This is a genomic window from Desulfosarcina ovata subsp. ovata, from assembly GCF_009689005.1.
Taxonomy (GTDB): Bacteria; Desulfobacterota; Desulfobacteria; order Desulfobacterales; family Desulfosarcinaceae; genus Desulfosarcina; species Desulfosarcina ovata.
In genome coordinates this window covers 3,148,594-3,162,519 of record NZ_AP021879.1, presented here as the reverse complement: position 1 = coordinate 3,162,519, position 13,926 = coordinate 3,148,594, and the positions used below count along the sequence as shown (strand labels likewise).

General features: G+C 55.0%; 13 protein-coding genes. 4 read left to right on the top strand and 9 right to left on the bottom strand.

Going from position 1 to position 13,926, the window contains the following annotated elements; genetic code table 11:
* Positions 1 to 124: 124 nt before the first annotated feature.
* Positions 125 to 1,828, bottom strand: coding sequence for an FAD-dependent oxidoreductase (locus GN112_RS14020; RefSeq protein WP_155310790.1), 1,704 nt, complete (start codon positions 1,826 to 1,828; stop codon positions 125 to 127).
* A 372-nt stretch (positions 1,829 to 2,200) separates the two neighbouring features.
* On the opposite strand from GN112_RS14020, the gene GN112_RS14015 reads away from it, so the two are divergent.
* Positions 2,201 to 3,079 carry a methylenetetrahydrofolate reductase gene (locus tag GN112_RS14015; protein ID WP_155310789.1) on the top strand — a complete coding sequence of 293 codons (879 nt, stop codon included), beginning with the start codon at positions 2,201 to 2,203 and terminating at the stop codon, positions 3,077 to 3,079.
* 89 nt (positions 3,080 to 3,168) lie between these two features.
* Here the strand turns inward: GN112_RS14015 and GN112_RS14010 are convergent, their stop codons facing one another.
* Positions 3,169 to 3,354: a hypothetical protein gene (locus GN112_RS14010; protein WP_155310788.1), complete on the bottom strand. Its 186-nt coding sequence runs from the start codon at positions 3,352 to 3,354 to the stop codon at positions 3,169 to 3,171.
* A gap of 247 nt (positions 3,355 to 3,601) precedes the next feature.
* A complete protein-coding gene (locus tag GN112_RS14005) occupies positions 3,602 to 4,117 on the bottom strand; it encodes a polyhydroxyalkanoate synthesis regulator DNA-binding domain-containing protein (RefSeq protein WP_231717022.1) in 516 nt (171 codons plus the stop codon).
* Between the two features lie 208 nt (positions 4,118 to 4,325).
* On the opposite strand from GN112_RS14005, the gene GN112_RS14000 reads away from it, so the two are divergent.
* The 3 genes from GN112_RS14000 to GN112_RS13990 all read left to right on the top strand — a co-directional run bounded on the left by GN112_RS14000 (position 4,326) and on the right by GN112_RS13990 (position 6,840).
* On the top strand, positions 4,326 to 4,622 hold the full coding sequence (locus GN112_RS14000) for a hypothetical protein (RefSeq protein WP_155310787.1): 297 nt from the start codon (positions 4,326 to 4,328) through the stop codon (positions 4,620 to 4,622).
* A gap of 18 nt (positions 4,623 to 4,640) precedes the next feature.
* Complete coding sequence (locus GN112_RS13995) at positions 4,641 to 4,898, top strand: hypothetical protein (protein ID WP_155310786.1); 258 nt, start codon at positions 4,641 to 4,643, stop codon at positions 4,896 to 4,898.
* A gap of 418 nt (positions 4,899 to 5,316) precedes the next feature.
* Positions 5,317 to 6,840 carry a metal transporter gene (locus GN112_RS13990; RefSeq protein WP_155310785.1) on the top strand — a complete coding sequence of 508 codons (1,524 nt, stop codon included), beginning with the start codon at positions 5,317 to 5,319 and terminating at the stop codon, positions 6,838 to 6,840.
* Positions 6,841 to 7,039: 199 nt separating this feature from the next.
* Here GN112_RS13990 and GN112_RS13985 read toward each other — a convergent pair whose 3' ends face one another.
* The 6 genes from GN112_RS13985 to GN112_RS13960 form a co-directional block, all read right to left on the bottom strand.
* The gene (locus GN112_RS13985) at positions 7,040 to 7,600 is read right to left on the bottom strand and encodes a hypothetical protein (RefSeq protein ID WP_155310784.1); all 561 of its coding nucleotides are present in this window, start codon (positions 7,598 to 7,600) and stop codon (positions 7,040 to 7,042) included.
* Between the two features lie 422 nt (positions 7,601 to 8,022).
* On the bottom strand, positions 8,023 to 8,253 hold the full coding sequence (locus tag GN112_RS13980) for a hypothetical protein (protein ID WP_155310783.1): 231 nt from the start codon (positions 8,251 to 8,253) through the stop codon (positions 8,023 to 8,025).
* Positions 8,254 to 8,333: 80 nt separating this feature from the next.
* A complete protein-coding gene (locus tag GN112_RS13975; RefSeq protein WP_155310782.1) occupies positions 8,334 to 10,067 on the bottom strand; it encodes an Hsp70 family protein in 1,734 nt (577 codons plus the stop codon).
* A 21-nt stretch (positions 10,068 to 10,088) separates the two neighbouring features.
* Positions 10,089 to 10,865: a nucleotide exchange factor GrpE gene (locus GN112_RS13970; RefSeq protein ID WP_155310781.1), complete on the bottom strand. Its 777-nt coding sequence runs from the start codon at positions 10,863 to 10,865 to the stop codon at positions 10,089 to 10,091.
* Positions 10,866 to 10,892: 27 nt separating this feature from the next.
* A complete protein-coding gene (locus GN112_RS13965; RefSeq protein WP_155310780.1) occupies positions 10,893 to 11,210 on the bottom strand; it encodes a molecular chaperone DnaJ in 318 nt (105 codons plus the stop codon).
* 10 nt (positions 11,211 to 11,220) lie between these two features.
* A complete protein-coding gene (locus GN112_RS13960; RefSeq protein WP_155310779.1) occupies positions 11,221 to 13,854 on the bottom strand; it encodes a tetratricopeptide repeat protein in 2,634 nt (877 codons plus the stop codon).
* Positions 13,855 to 13,926: the final 72 nt, after the last annotated feature.

Below are 13,926 nucleotides of genomic sequence, written 5' to 3'. Positions count from 1 at the left end.
TATCTTTGGCACCGGTTAAAGGGCGGCTAACCACGGAACACACGAGCACACAAAAATCCAATTGCCGTGTGTTCGGTGTGTTCCGTGGTTTCCAATGAATGATGGACGACAATCTAACTATAGGTTACCCGGCCACAAACTTCTCGAACGGCCAGCAGACCACCCCGCCATCCATGTAGCTCACGTTGGGATAACCGGTTCCGGTAAGCAGCCGCTCCGCCTCATACCCGCGCAGGGAGATTTTGCAAAAGGCCACGATCTCCTTTTCTTTGGGAAGCTGATCCAAGGATTCGCGCAATTTTCCCAGGGGGATCAGCTTGACCCGCGGGTCTTCGATGCGCATCTCCTCGAATTCCTGGGGCGAGCGTACATCCAGAAAGATGAAATCCTCATTGTTGTCGATTTTGGCCTTGACCTCCATGGGCGTGTAGGACTTGCCAAATCCATTGAGCTTGTTCTCGGCGATATTGGCCGCGGTAATGATGTTGTCCATGGCCGGTGAGAAGGGTGGCGCATAGGCCAGGTCGTATTGGGCAATGTCAATCACGGTGCCGCCGGAGGCGATATTGCTCACGGCTACCTCCATGCGTTTGGCCACGTCACCCGGCCCCACAATCTGGGCGCCCAGAAGTTTTTTGGTGTTGCGGTCGACCACCAACTTGATGATGATCAGCTTGGCTTCCTTGAGAAAGTGGGCCCTATCCGGTGAGGGGTTGAGCACCGTGATCGTGTCGTAGCCCAGATCGGCGGCCATTTTTTCGGTCAGGCCGGTGCGGGCGACGTTGACGTTGAAAAGCTTGCAGATGGCGGTCCCGCAGACGCCCTTGGACCGGGAGTCGATGCCGCAAATGTTATCCGCGATGATGCGGCCGTGCTTGTTGGCGGTGGACCCCATGGGTGCGTACATGGGCTTTCCTGTGATTCGGTTGATGTTTTCCGCGCAGTCGCCGCCGGCATAGATGTCCGGATCCGATGTGCGCAGGTTGGCATCGACCTTGATCGCGCCGGTTTCGCCGATTTCCAGTTCCATATTTTGGGCCAGTTGGATGTTGGGCCGCACTCCCACTGAAATAAGGACCATGTCGGCCGGATACTCGCCTTTGTCGGTGGTTACGCTTTTCACGTTTCCGCGGTCGTCGCCGTTGATCTTGAGCACCCGTTCACTCAGTTTGAGGGGGATTCCGTTGGCGGCGAACTCCTTGTGCACATGGTAGGCGATTTCCGGATCTAGCAGCTGACCCATCACCTTGTCGAGCATCTCGATGACGGTGATTTCCATGCCCTGCTTCTTAAACGCCTCGGTCACCTCGATGCCGATCAGGCCGCCACCGATAATGACGGCTTTTTTACCTTTCAGGGCGCCACTCTCATTGCGGATTTTGCGCGCATCTTCCACGGTTTGCAGGAAATTGACCCCGTTCAGGTCCGTGCCCTCGATGGGCGGCACCTGGGTTTTGCTGCCGACGGCAAGAATCAGTTTGTCATAGGGAATCTCAACGTTGGCACCGGAGAGGATACTGATGGCGTCGATGCATTTGTTTTTCCGGTCGACACGTTTGACCAGGGTATGGTTTTTGATCTCGATGCCTTTGACCTTATGGAAAAAGAAGGTGTCGCGGACCACGCCGGTGGGCGTGGCCATCAGTTCATTGTGACTTTCCACCTCTCCTGAAATGTAAAAGGGGAGTCCGCAGCCGGCGTAGGAGAGCAGTTCCCCTTTTTCGATGATGGTTACCTCGGCATCGGGATTGAGACGTTTGATTCGTGATGCGGCTTTGGGCCCACAGGCCACACCGCCGATGACAACGATTTTCTGTTTGCTTGGCATATCGATCCTTTCATGGAATATGGGCGCATAATAACGATTGTCGATTGCGGTACCGTCGCAATTATAAGACTCACACACGGGTGTTGCAACCATGATCCGGTCCAAAAATGGCCGTACCGGTCTTTTGGGCATCACTGCGGCCGGACATGGGCGCATCGCAAGGACACTTTGCGACCCGGAAGGCTCGCCTTTGCAGTCTGTTATGCATGCGGTATTGGCGTGAAGGCGTTTTAAAACGAAATTATTTGAGTTTATTGCGGCGTTTTTTGGCTTTTTGCCTGCGGTGGCACGAACGATGCTCTATTATGTCGGGTCATCATCCCGAACCATTTGGGGATCAATTTTCACGCTTTTTACGAAAGGATATTTTCCATGCACGTTGGTAATCTTTACGCGACTCAGCAAAAACCGGCCATCTCTTTTGAATTTTTCCCTCCCCGGGATGAAAAAGCCGCCGAAAAATTTGGCGCCGTCGTCGACACGCTTGCCGAATTATCACCGGATTACATGTCCATCACCTTCGGTGCCGGCGGATCGACCCGGGACGGTTCCTATCAGGCCGTCAACCAGCTTCTGGTGGAGAAAAAAATCCCCACCGTCGCCTATATCGCCGGATTCGGCCTCGCACCGGATGAAATGACGCACGAGCTTGACCGATACCGGGATCTGGGCGTTGAGACGATTTTTGTCATCCGTGGCGACAAGCCCCAGGACCCGGATTTCAAGCCCCATCCCGAAAGCTTTTCGTATGCATCGGAAATGATTGCGTTTATCAAGTCGCGTTACGACTTCTGTCTGGGCTGCGCCGGATACCCCGAAGGCCATATCCAGGCGCAGAGCCTGGAGGCGGATATTGGTTTTCTCAAGCAAAAGCAGGACAACGGTGCCGAATATGTCGTCACCCAGTATTGTTATGATAATGACACCTTTTTCCGGTATGTGGAGAAGTGCCGCTCGGCGGGCGTGTCAATCCCGATTATTCCGGGGATCATGCCGGTCTATACCCTCAAGTTGACCCAAATGCTGTCCAAGATTTGCGGAACGACCATCACCGATGAAATGCAGCGCGGGTTGGACCAACTGGACGCGACGGACAAAGATGCAGTACTCGATTTTGGTGTGGATTTCGCGGTTGAACAATGCCGCGGGCTACTGAAAAAGGGGGTTACCGGATTGCATTTCTACACGATGGATCGCAGCCGCTCCACCCGAGCAATCCTCACCCGTCTTCGCGAGGAGAACCTGGTTTAGCTATAAGATCCGTTTGCCGGAACAATGCGGGATGGCCGGTGGCCACAGGGATACCGCCATGGGCCAAAGGTCATCCCTGAACGAATTGTTTATCGTACGTTGTCATTTGTTTTTCGACGGCTCTGTTCCCGGCGGCAGATCCATCCCACCGTGCTGACATAGGTGAATCCGTTGCTGTGCTCATGCCGACGTTCCATACCGCTTCGCTGGTTAACGGACTGATTTTTGGTAAACCCATCAAATACGTTCTCTTTTTTCTTTTCCTGTCCTTTCATGCGGCACCCCCATCGTTTGGTGTCAACGTGACCGGATCCCATTGGATAAATGGTGGGAAAGCAAGGCAGATTTATCGGGTTCGGCGTTTCGGTTCGCATCCAATGTAGAAATTATACTACCAATGATGCATGGTCGTTGGCAAGGATTTAAACTTCGGATGTTCAGAAATAGGTATTAATGCCCATTGCCATTTCCCGCTGGCAATGGGTGCCATGCAGTTCGGACGGGTGTGCGTGTGGGATTGCGTCAAGACGATTGATCGGGGTCTTTTTTGCTGTCCGGCTGTCCGAATGTGTCGAATACGGAACGAAACGGATTCATCTCAACGAGGTTTTTTTTGGTCGCTTCGGACATATTGAGCCCCATGCCCAGCCATTGACGGAACTGGTTGTCCATGGCCTTCCTGTGGTTGACAAAATTTTCCACGACCAGTGCAAGGTACTTTTCAAAAAACTCACCGAGAAGGTTGTCTCCATAGCGAATGATCAGATGTAAAAAGGGTACCGGCAACAGAGCGTTGTTTTTTTTGGCTTCTTCCAGAACAATTTGGGTTAGGATAAAAGCGGTGACATCTTCTTTTGTTTTGGCATCGACAATGGAGACCAGTCGTCCTCGGCGAATATAGCCTGACACATCGCTTAAAGTGACATAGACACTCTTTTCAGTATCATACAAGCGACGGTTGGCGTATTTTTTCAGTACTACCGTTTGATCCATGCTTTCTCCCGACCTGAAATGGTTTGCAGTGATTAAAACATCCATCATAATGCCAAAACGCGGTCAAGTAAAGAATTGTGAACAAATTCATGAGCGTAGCCGGTCAGGGGCGTGCAAAATGAGCAAATAATGATGCAACGCACAAAAATGCTTGACAGTCATATGGATGGGGCATACAAAATAATAGCAGGTTGGATTGCGGCCTGTTGGTGCAATGCCGCATAACAAGAATCCTCAGCAAAAGGAGAGGTCCATGGAATACAGCCAGATGACGAAACGGGTGATTGATTTCCAGAAGATGTCTTTCGACAATTGGTACAATGCCGTTACGTCGCTTCAAAATCAGGCCGTCTCAATGATGGACACGGTGCTCGATCAATCCCGCTGGCTACCCGATGATGGTCGCAAGGCGATTCAGAGATGGATCCATTTATGTGAGCAGGAGGGGGGGCGGTTCAAGACCTATGTGGATGATGGTTTTACCGGGATTGAAAAGTATATCAGTGAATCAAAAACGACAGCCCCGACGAAAACCAAAACAACAGAATAGTTACAGGAGGGATGTATCATGGACCAGAAAGAAATGGTAAAACAGGTGCTTGATTTCAACCATGCCACGTTCAACAATAGCTTCAATGCCTTGGTTCTGCTGCAGGATCAATTTGAACGGGTCGCCCAGACCGTCCTCTCCCAGACCGGATGGCTGCCGGAAGAGGGGCACGAGGCCATCAATGAATGGGTGAATAATTATAAGGCCGGTCGCGACCAATTCAAAACCTACGTCGACGACAACTACACGAATATGGAAACGTTTTTCGCCGGTTAAACTTAAGGCTGGCGGAAAGAAATCATTCCACCATCCTGCTTGTCTTTGTGCCCGTCTACCGTGTTGCCGCCACAGACATATATTCCCGATATGCACCGGTGGCGGCGCCTTGTAGACGACCCCAAATCCAGCGCGATCTGGGGGAATTATTTCTTTCCGCCAGCCTAATGCCCGGGTGAAATGCGGTCTTTCAGCAGGCCTGGCCGAAAGCCCACGGTCAAGACCTTTAACATCCGGGCCGCTTTATGTGCCTGGATCGGCGCAGGGAGACGTGCGGATACGCTTTCGGGCCTTCCCGCAAATGCAGCATGTTTCAATGCCTATCATTTACCCTGATGGGGCATGGTTGGCCTTTTTCTGTGGCCGGTTCAGCCGGATGCCCTGCGATCAATCGTGTAAGGAGAGGAGAGGGGACCCCGTGACAGAACCGATATGGAGCCGGCAATGGCAGGAGACCCTTGCTCCGATCAACCTGCTTAATGCATGCCAGACGGGTACGGCAACGCTGACACGATATGCCAATGCGTTTTACATTCCCTTTCTGCTGGCAGCGAGCTATTTTAACCGCGTGGAGGGCCAACGGTTTTGGCAGCGCAATCCTTTGGATAATCTGGCCGCCTACACCAAATTGGGACAGATGAATCTTGAATTGGTGGACCGGGCCCTTCGGGGCAGCTGTTCGGCGGCGAACCAGTTTGTTCAAAGCGAGGTCAATACGGCTATGGAGGCCTTCCTGTCCGGCAGTCCGGATGCGTGCAGCCGTTTTGCCAAACGGATCAACACATTGGTGGAGGGCGTGGCCTACACCTATCCGAAAGCCATTGATGATATCGAAGCGGAGTTCGGTTTTCATTTCGAACGGCAGCCTGCCGGGACAAAAATTGACGAAACCGACCGTTTCGAGCTTTATCAGGTGTTACCGCGAAACTTAAAAACGCCGACGCGCCGGGATGGAAAACCGCTGTTGATCATGCCGCCTTTTGTTCTGGGGGCCAATATTCTCTCTTTTTTGCCGGGGGAAGGACGCAGTTACGCGCATGCGTATGCCGATCAGGGCATTCCTACCTACGTCCGCATTCTCAAAGATGTGGAGACCTCGCCCGCGGTTCAGCTCATGACGTCGGAGGACGACGCCCGCGATACCCGCCGTTTTTGTGAAAACCTGAAAGGCCGGCATGGTCGCGCGGTGACCCTCAACGGATATTGCCAGGGCGGATTTGCCGCACTGTGTGATCTGCTTAGCGGAGAACTGGACGATCTCGTGGATGCCTTCATCACCTGTGTGGCACCCATGGACGGCACGCGAAGCAAGGGGTTGGCCCAATTTCTCCGTGATCTTCCCGTAGTTTTCAATGATTTGTCTTACGGGACCAAAATTTTGTCCAATGGAAACCGGGTAGCCGATGGCGATCTGATGGGCTGGATCTACAAACTGAAAAGTATTGAGATTGAAATTCCGTTACTGGTCATGTGGCGGGACATGCTGTTGGTGGCCAATAACAACGGCAAGACCAAGGGTGTCGGCAAAACCGCCGCAGCGCTGAATTACTGGCTGATGTATGAGCGCAATGATCTGCCCATGGAAATCACGCGGATGAGCTTTGCTTCCTATAATACGCCCATTTCTGCTGACGGTATCCTGCCGGTAAGGCTGTTCGGCCGCAAGTTGGCGCTCAAGCGCCTGCAGGCAAAGAAAATTCGCTGGTTGATCTGCTATGGGTTAAACGATGACCTGGTGGAGCCGGAAACCGCCCTGGCACCGCTCGATTATGTCGATGCCGAGGTGACCCCGTTTCCCAAGGGGCACGTTGCCATCGCCACTTCCTGGAGTTATCCCGACTCAGCTTATGCCCTGCACCATCGTTATCCCAAGGAGGGGACCCGGGGGCCGGTGCGGTTTCAACTGGACCTGCAGGATGATACGCCTGACCCTTCCCGTTGACCGATCCTGCTTGCCCCCCCTGGGGACATCACGGAGTTAGGTTGCCGGAAATAAATAATTCCTCCATCCTGCTTGTCTTTGCGCCCGTCTACCGCGTTGCCGCCACCCGCACATATTCCCTGATATGCACGGGTGACGGCGCCTTGTAGACGACCCCAAATCCGGCGCGATCTGGGGGAATTATTTATTTCCGCCAACCTTAAACGCCTTTTGCCGCTACGGATGGTTGTGTTCTCGGCACCGGCTTTTTTATCGGTGCGGATTTGGGGCCCTGTGCTTCAAGCGTTTTCAAGTGAGCGGCCTGCCGATTCAGTTTTTCTTCCAGCGTCTGAATCGCTTTGTCTTTTTCGCCGATCTCTTTGAGTTGCTGGGTTGCCGTCGCCGTCTTTTTGCTCAGAGCTTTTTCCTTATTGGTGAGGGCGCGCTTCAGGTTGGTGAGTTCCTGTTTTTGCGCCTTTAGTTTTTCCTGGGCCGCCTCGTATTTTTCTTCCAGCTCGGCGATTTCTTTTTCATTGTGATCGGATTGTTGTGACGACGTCGTTTTTTCCCAACTCTGCAAGGCCATCTTCCATTGATCGTTGAACGCCATGGCCGCATCCATCCAGATCTGAATAGAGGGGGCGACCTGGGCATAGGGCTGTAGTAACGTCCACGAGTCGATCCATTGTGTCGACCACTGCTCAGCCTGCTTCAGGTAATCGTTCCAGTCCCAGGCCGCCATGGTTTCTTCCAACAATGCTACCCATTGATCACTTTCCATCACGATCTCCTCCTTTATTAAATGAAATAATTGCCAATTGCCTGGCATTGATGTGCCGCCGTCAAAACATCGCTTCCGGAAGTTCTTCTGGAAGCATAAAGTTGGTCTTCCGGGGATAAACACTGATTGTAAGCAATTGATGAGGATACCGGACTATTCTGTGATAACTTCCGATAAATATCAAGGAAAACCTTCAGGAGAGGCTATTTTTCTTCATTCACCGGCCTGCTGATTCAGTTTTTTTCCAGGGCCTGAATCTATCTGTCTTTCGGGACGGTCATACTTAGGATCGGGGATGAAATTAATTGGACATAATTGCGCCGGGCTTGTGTTCGTCTTCAAGGCGCATCAAGGGTTGCATACCGGGAGTATGTGGCCGTTGATGCAACGCGGAAGACGGGCGCAAGAACAAGCAATTTTGTTCAATTAATAAAATTCCCGATCCTTACCTTCCAAGCAAGCAGCGCCAGTTCATAATTTCCCTGCAACAAGGCCGCGCAGGCCAGCAGGCGGCGACTCGACCGGGTTCGGTGGAGAGAGAAGGCGCGTCGGGCATGATGCAGCATGGTTTCAAAACGGTTGGCGGTGTAAGCCTCGGCCGCCAGCTTGAGATGCGCCTGCGCCTGTTCGGCGGCTTCCAGCGCCTTGCTCACGTCGGTCCTGCAGCGTTTGCAAATCCGATTTCCCTTCAGAAGGGCTTTGCAGGTGGGGCAGTATTGCACGGATACGCCTTTTAGTCTTCTATGTAAAACAGCAGATCATCCAGGGTATCGCGATGCTGCCGGGCCCGGTCCGAATCGCCGGCCTTGAGGGCGTCACGGATATCTTCGATCAGGTTGACGATTTCTTCGCGATCCTCTTCTTCGATGGTGCCGTCCAAATGCCCTTGGGCGCGACGGACAAGGTCGGTATATTCGGATGGAAGCGTATCTGTTTCCGGTTGCGCATCGCTGCCCGGCGCCTGGGGCCATAGCGCATCGATACGCTGGCGGGTCTGGTCCAGGTCTTCTTCGTCCAGGCGCGGAAGCGCGTTTTCAATCACCGCATCGATATATTTCCCGGTGTGTTTTTCCAGCGCTTTGAGTTTCAGAATGCCGTTGAGATTGAGGTCGAAGTAGAGGGCGATCTGGCTGCCGGCCGGTGCCTTGGTCAGGTTGAACAGATAGTTGCCCAAAAGGACGTTTTCGGTGGCATCGGGTTCTTCCCCCTGGTAAACCGTGACATCCACGGCTTCCTGATTGTCGTACATGGTATAGAAGACTTCACTGCGGCTGGCCGGCAGTTTGGTGTTTCGCCGGATCAACGGCACAAATTGGGACATGCTCGGTTCACCGTTGACTTCCCCGACGGCCGAGGTGCCGAAGGTGTACGGAGTGATGTCAACCAGTACGCTGGCATGGTCCTGCCCCGTCTCCCGGGCCGACTGGATGCCGGCACCCATGGCGACGCACAGATCCGGGTCGATCTCTCCATGGGGAGGGATACCGAATTTTTCTTCCAGGAGCTGGGCGATCCTGGGAATCCGCGTCGATCCACCGACCAGAATGATCTGATCGATGGCCCCCGGCAGCATATCGGCATCTTTCAGGGCGCGGGTAACGGCTTGCATGGTTCGGGAAAGATCCGCTTCGATGAGGGTTTCGAAATGGTCGCGGTTCAACTCCATGGAGAGATGAATTACCTGGCCGTCTTTGCTGGTAAGGTGGTCCTCTTCGATCCGGGTATACGGTTCGGTGGAAAGCGCACATTTGGCGGTCTCGGCGGCCCGCAGAAGCCGGGCCATGACAAAACGATCGCCGGAAACGTCCATCCCGTATTTGTTTTTCAGGTGGGTCACCAACTCGGCGACGATTTTCTTATCAAAGTCGTCACCGCCCAGTTTGTTGTCCCCGGTGCTGGCCAGTACTTCCACCACACCGTTTTCAATTGTTACGATGGAGACATCGAAGGTTCCGCCCCCCAGATCGTAAACCAGCAACCGACGGGTCTGGGTGTTGCCGCGTTCGTAGGTCAGTGCCGCTGCCGTGGGCTCGTTGATGATCCGAACCACCTCCAGGCCGGCGATTTGGCCGGCTTCCCGGGTTGCCTGGCGTTGGACATCGGTAAAGTAGGCCGGAACGGTGATGACCGCCTGGGTCACGGGCCGGCCAAGGTGCTTTTCCGCCCGCTGCTTCAGGGCCTTGAGGATAAAGGCCGAAATCTCCTGAGGGGAAAACCTGTTTTCGCCAAGTTCGATCACCGCATCGCTGCCCATACGGCGCTTGATGGAAAGAACGGTCCGCTCCGGTGCGACCACCGCTTGATTCATGGCCTGCCGGCCGACGATCACGGCTCCGTTTTCGTCCATCCCGACCACCGAAGGGACAATGCCGTTGTCGTCATTGGTGATGATCGATATCTTGCCGTCAGCGTAAACCGCAACTTCCGAATTGGTGGTTCCCAGATCGATTCCAACGATTGTTGTCATGACATTCCTTCCGGATGATTACTATGCGTTGACCACGACTTCGGCTGTGCGCAGCACTTTTTCCGCGCGAATGAACCCACCGGCGATTTCTTCGATGACGATTCCCGGGGCGCTGTCGGCAACATGGCGTTTGTCCACCGCCCGCATGCATGTGGCATCAAAGGGCCGGCCCGTAGTGACGATCGGCGTGATGCCCAACTGGTCCAGGGCATGATCGAAGCGCCGCCGTGCCATGGCATACCCTTCCGCTAGGGTATCGATGCCTTTGGGTGCGCGCCGCCAGAAACCGCGCTTGCCGGCCACGCTGCGGGTGGCCTTTTCGCCTCGTACCAGGGCGTCGCGGATATCGAAGAACGCCGCCGCCGTTTTTTCTTCGATGCCCTGGCAAAGGGCGTCGCGAATCTGGTCCAGCTGGGCGATACGGACATCGAATTGTTCACCGAGCCGGCCGAATTGCTCGGCCAGTTCCGTCTGTGATCGTAAGGTTTTGCGCTGCTGTCGGGTCTGCAGGTTGATTTCCTGGCGCAGGGCCGCAAATTCGGTGAGCAGCGTGTACAGATCGCACGCCTGCGGATCGGGTTCGCCATCGGGACCCGTGTCCGGGAGCGCCGCCAGCCAGGATGAAAAATCGTCCATCGCCTTTTCTTTCCACTTGCCGGATGCGACGGACGAGTCATTGGCACTGGCGGCCCAGTGCAGAAAAAGAGTGGCCGTGTGCCGGAGTGAAGGCGCGATCCATGTTTGAAAGCACCATTGCCAGCCACGGCGGATGTTGTGGGTCAATATCGATGGTTTCATTTCAACCCTACAAGAAGGAAAGGAGCCTCATTTCGATCGGCCCGCGTCGGTTTTTTTCAGTGCGTTCAGCAATGCCTTGAGTCCGGCACGATGGCGGGACGGTTTCGCTGCCCTCGCCAGGTAGCCCAGGGATGCCTCCACATCGCTGGCCGCCTGATAACCGAACAACTGGTGACGGATGCGGCTGTGCCTGTCTTTCAACCGTTCATAGGCCAGGGTGATATCCTGAAACCCCTGCGGGTCATGCTCCGGTGGATGGATTTTGATCATGGCCAGGTAGCGTTCGCGAACCGCCTCGTCGGTGGCTCCCGGTTCCAGGCCGAGCATCAGATAATCTGCCAGCAAAATCCACCCCCTATCCGAAAAGCAGGTAACGCGCCTCGTCCGAAAGCCGCATGGCCACGATGGGCGGTATGGTTTTGGCCATGTCGGCCAACATGGTTCTGCTTTGGTAATCGTTCATCATCTCCTTGCGCCGCCGCTTGAGTTCCCTTGGGCTGGCCCCGCGCAGATCGAGCGTGTCGACAAAGGCTTCCGCCATCGAGGCAAAAACCTGGTCAGGATGGTTTATTTCCGATATCAGGCTATCCAGGTAGTCGTCATCGGTCCAGTCGTCGATTTCCTCATCAAAGTCATTCATGTCTGCCCGGCCTGAGCAGATCGGGCAGTTGCATTGGGAATCCAGCAGCTCGAAATCGAAGTGTTCCAGTGCGGCACGAAGCGGCCACCGGGCCGATCGGGAGAGCCGCCGGGCCGCACTGCGAAACATCTCCTTGTGTTGTGACGGCACACCATCGATGAGGGCGGAAAAATCGGCGGCAGTCGATCGGGACGAACCGATGTTGTGCTGCACCACCATCCGGTAGAACCGGAGGAGGGTCAGATACGGTTCGGACGCATATTTCAGCCGGCGTTGGATCTCTTTGAGGCACACATCCTCGCTGTGCATTTCGATGAGGGCCTCCACCACCGGAAGGGCATCCTTATCGCTGAGGGGCTCGAAGATCTGTTTATAGCGGCTGACGAAAATATCAAGCCATGCCGCCTGCCCAAAACCTGCCGGCAACGTGTCGATGTCGGGTAATAATAAATTGTGCATCGCTTTGGAGGTCAACGTGCCGATGGCCGCCCTCCGGCTTTTGAAACACTGCTCCAGGCATTTGTTCCGGGCCTTGTTCCAGATTTCCGGGCGTTGCTGCCGGTCAATGTCCATGATGCCGAGGGCAGCGAACTGCCCGGCTGCGGACAGGGGGGCGGTATGCCGGTCAATGATTGTCGGCAGCGTCTCCTTTTCTCCGGGTTGGATGCCGTCGCCGAAGAGGGACAGTTGGCCGGTATGCGCCATTTCCAACAGGATGTGCCGGGCCGCCACATGGGCAGCCAGCTTTCTGGCGTTCAGGGCCTCGACCTTTCCCAGGTCCGTTTTGACCAGATGGAATTTGGCGCGCTTCAAATTGGTATCGATCGATCGGAGCAGGGTCAGGACATGCATTTCCTTGACCTGCTCGTCGTGAGGTGCCCGTCGTTCCGCTTCCCGGAGATGCGTTTCGGCTTTGCGCAGGGCGTTTTTTTTCAGATAGAGCCTGGCCAGGGCGATACAGGCCGCCGGATCGTCAGGGTGCTTTTCGACCAGCTTCAGCAGCCCGGTCTCCTTCAAGCGCTTGGCCTCGCGTGAAGTCCCCGGCAGTCGGTTCAGCAGGTTTTGGGCCTGGGCGTTTTGCGGATCCAGTTCGATGGCCCGGAGAACGATTTCCAGTAGCACGAGCGCCGGTTCGTTGGATGTCGCACCGAGACGTTTCAGCGCACCTTTTGCAAACCGGCTGGTGTGGACCGCCTCATATTGAATCCCCTGCTCGACGACCCATTCCACGGACGCTGAAAGCACCATGGACGTGGCCACGGCACGATCCGCCGGGTCGGGAAATTCCACATCGAGACGATCAATGTAGGTGTCCGTGTCCGCAAAATAATCATCGAACGCCAGAAAATCGAACTTAGCGGCAATGGCCCCCCCACGCGGATCGGGGAGCAGAGTCTCGGCCAGATTCACAAAATCATAAGCATCCAGGTACTGTCCCGTTGCCAGGGGAAAAAGCATGCAAAGCAACTGCTCGATGGCGGGCAGCGGATCCTGCGGGCGTATCGCCTGGGCCATTCGCCTGATGATTCGGGCCGCACCGGAAGCTTGGGTATCTTTAAATGTTTGCAGGAGGAAGTGGATTTGATCGGTGGTGATGGACTGGCCCTGCCATAGGGGAGACAGCCGATCAGAGGCGGTTTTCAGGCGTTCCACCAGCGGGTGAAGGGGAAAACGATCGGGAATCATCGCCAGGGCGCGCTGCATGCCGTCATCGTCTTCCTGATAGAAGCAAACCATAGCCCGGCACAGCAGTTTGGCCGGGGCCAGGGGGGATCGGCGGGTGACGGGTTTCAGGCAGTCAAGGGCCGCCTCCCAGTCGGCGCTGTCCATCAGCCGGGCGGCTTCCCGGAGAACCGGTAGATCGGGCTTGAGCAGCGCCGCATCGGCCATTTGGGTGGCGGCTTGCCAGTCATTCGTCTCCAGGAGGGTGCCGGAAATGATGGTTTCCGCCTCGCCCACCGGTGGGTGATGGGCCAGATATGCGTTGTAAAGGGAAATGGCGTTTTGCAGATCGGTCGCTTCAAGAAAAAAAAGCAGGTCCGCTGCTTCCATTACCGCCACGTCGGGCCGATGTTGGCGGACCTGGTGGTGCAGGGCCTCGGCCTCTTTCAGCATCCCTTTTTGGCGCAACTGAGATTCTCTGAGCGCATAGGCCCGGACCAGTAGGCGTTGCGCCTCGGTATCGTCCGGAGCCTTCTGCAGCGCCAGTTTCAGGGAATTGATCGCCTCGCGATAGTTTCCGCCGGCCAGCAATGCTTCGCCTTTTTGCCTCAATTGCCCGGCCGGCATTTTCTGCAGGTTCTGCTTGGCCTGTTTGCGCGCTTTCCGGCTCTTGTTCTTTTTTGCCATCGATCACTCTCGACCACACGGAAATCGATTCATCGGGAAAAATATCGAATCGCGCAACTATGTCCAGATCGC

Excerpts from the sequence above, each read along its gene's own strand:
- GN112_RS14020 (WP_155310790.1), bottom strand. The coding sequence starts at position 1,828 with ATGCCAAGCAAACAGAAAATCGTTGTCATCGGCGGTGTGGCCTGTGGG.
- GN112_RS14015 (WP_155310789.1), top strand. The coding sequence starts at position 2,201 with ATGCACGTTGGTAATCTTTACGCGACTCAGCAAAAACCGGCCATCTCT.
- GN112_RS14010 (WP_155310788.1), bottom strand. The coding sequence starts at position 3,354 with ATGAAAGGACAGGAAAAGAAAAAAGAGAACGTATTTGATGGGTTTACC.
- GN112_RS14005 (WP_231717022.1), bottom strand. The coding sequence starts at position 4,117 with ATGGATGTTTTAATCACTGCAAACCATTTCAGGTCGGGAGAAAGCATG.
- GN112_RS14000 (WP_155310787.1), top strand. The coding sequence starts at position 4,326 with ATGGAATACAGCCAGATGACGAAACGGGTGATTGATTTCCAGAAGATG.
- GN112_RS13995 (WP_155310786.1), top strand. The coding sequence starts at position 4,641 with ATGGACCAGAAAGAAATGGTAAAACAGGTGCTTGATTTCAACCATGCC.
- GN112_RS13985 (WP_155310784.1), bottom strand. The coding sequence starts at position 7,600 with ATGGAAAGTGATCAATGGGTAGCATTGTTGGAAGAAACCATGGCGGCC.
- GN112_RS13975 (WP_155310782.1), bottom strand. The coding sequence starts at position 10,067 with ATGACAACAATCGTTGGAATCGATCTGGGAACCACCAATTCGGAAGTT.
- GN112_RS13970 (WP_155310781.1), bottom strand. The coding sequence starts at position 10,865 with ATGAAACCATCGATATTGACCCACAACATCCGCCGTGGCTGGCAATGG.
- GN112_RS13960 (WP_155310779.1), bottom strand. The coding sequence starts at position 13,854 with ATGGCAAAAAAGAACAAGAGCCGGAAAGCGCGCAAACAGGCCAAGCAG.